Source organism: Paenisporosarcina sp. P4_E4_2 (assembly GCF_056401595.1).
In genome coordinates, this window is sequence record NZ_JBFUJC010000493.1 from 1 (window position 1) to 1,588 (window position 1,588).

Sequence of the window (1,588 nt, forward strand, 5' to 3'; positions counted from 1 at the left end):
GATTAGTATTAAACCATAAAAGATTTCAGGTATACTTTTTAAGGTATAATCTGGAAGGACATTTAATCCGCCGATTGACTTTATAACACCCTCACTTACACTAACTATCTTAGTGATGTACTTGTCTGTATTATTTAAAAAAGCTGCTACATAAGACATTTCCCAATCAGCGAATTCCTCCAACACTACAATTAAAATCTCTTTTTTCTCAGTTTGGTTCATTCTTAATCCCTCCAAATTAAATTATAAAAATTCTATTTGATACTGTCTTTAGTATATATTGTAATAGTGACAAATGATGACACAATTAGCAAAAGGGTGAAAATTTTGAGTAAGGCAATTAGATTAAATGAATTAAGGTTGTATATTAATCGAGTCAAAAAGTTTAAGGTAGATGATTTAGCAAAAGAATTTAATGTTTCAAGAAGAACGATTCTTAGGGATTTAGAAGAACTAAGTATTTTAGGGGTTCCATTAATTTCAGAGGTAGGAGCTAATGGAGGATATCAAGTTTTGGAAGAAAAAAATCTACTTGCTGTCTCTTTTACAAAAGAGGAAACTTTCTCTATCTTTTTTGCTCTTTTATCTTTAAAACATTTTATTAGCCTACCTTTTGAATCGGAATATAATTCAATCATCAAAAAATTCTATCTGAACTTAAACGGAAAGATGAAAGATGAAATTGATTTAATCAAAAATAAGATTGATTTCAAAATAGATAATCAGAGTAAAGAAAGTCCCCTATTAAAAGAGCTATTTATTGCGGCAATAGGAAATGAGCCGCTTTGGATTTCATACTTAGGGGTTAAAAGAGAAATTCAACCAGTTGGATTATTTTCTCAGTATGGAAGATGGTATTGTCCTTCGTATTGTTATCTTAGGAAGGAATTTAGACTTTTTCGTTGCGATCGGATATCAGAGATCGGATTAAGTGCAAGAAATGACAAGATGAATCTAAAAGAAACCAACTTAAATGATATTATTAACATTTTCACAACAAAAAAAGAGTATGAGCTTATTGTGGAATTAACACCAGAAGGAGTAGAAAAATTTAAATCTAATGTTTCGCTATATTATCAAATATCAATAGACAGTAAAGGTTATGGAGTCATTAAGGGTTCAATAAGTGAAGCAGAAATCGACTTTTTGGCTGATTATTTCATACAAATGGGAAAGCATGCAAAAGTAGTTGAACCCATAGAGTTAAGAGCTGAAATAAAAAAGAAAATTTTAGTATTGAGTGATTTATACCGTGATTTGGTATAGGAAACAATAATAAAGTCATTCATCTATAATCATTTTGTTGAACTTATTCAACTAACAGGTGCTTTAGTTAAAGATCATCGGGCGCATTGAGAGGGAAGGAGCATTTATTGAAGGAAAGTACGAGACAGATGTATTTATGAGTATTTTAGATAGAGAATACATCACTTTAAAAGAGAAATTTGTACATATGAATTGAAATCATGGAGCTCCTAAGACAGCTCTTTATTCTTCTTCAACAAACGATGCAGGTTAGTTGAAGAAGAATAAATATTTTCCGAGGGGGCTTGATGATAATGAATAAGGTGAAAAAGAGGTATATCAT

General features: G+C 30.5%; 2 protein-coding genes. One reads left to right on the top strand and one right to left on the bottom strand.

Going from position 1 to position 1,588, the window contains the following annotated elements:
* A partial coding sequence (locus tag AC1DSB_RS19025; protein ID WP_477587389.1) for a DJ-1/PfpI family protein occupies window positions 1-222 on the bottom strand: 222 nt, incomplete at its 3' end.
* A gap of 105 nt (window positions 223-327) precedes the next feature.
* On the opposite strand from AC1DSB_RS19025, the gene AC1DSB_RS19030 reads away from it, so the two are divergent.
* Window positions 328-1,266, top strand: coding sequence for a helix-turn-helix transcriptional regulator (locus AC1DSB_RS19030; protein WP_477587390.1), 939 nt, complete (start codon window positions 328-330; stop codon window positions 1,264-1,266).
* Window positions 1,267-1,588 lie beyond the last annotated feature (322 nt).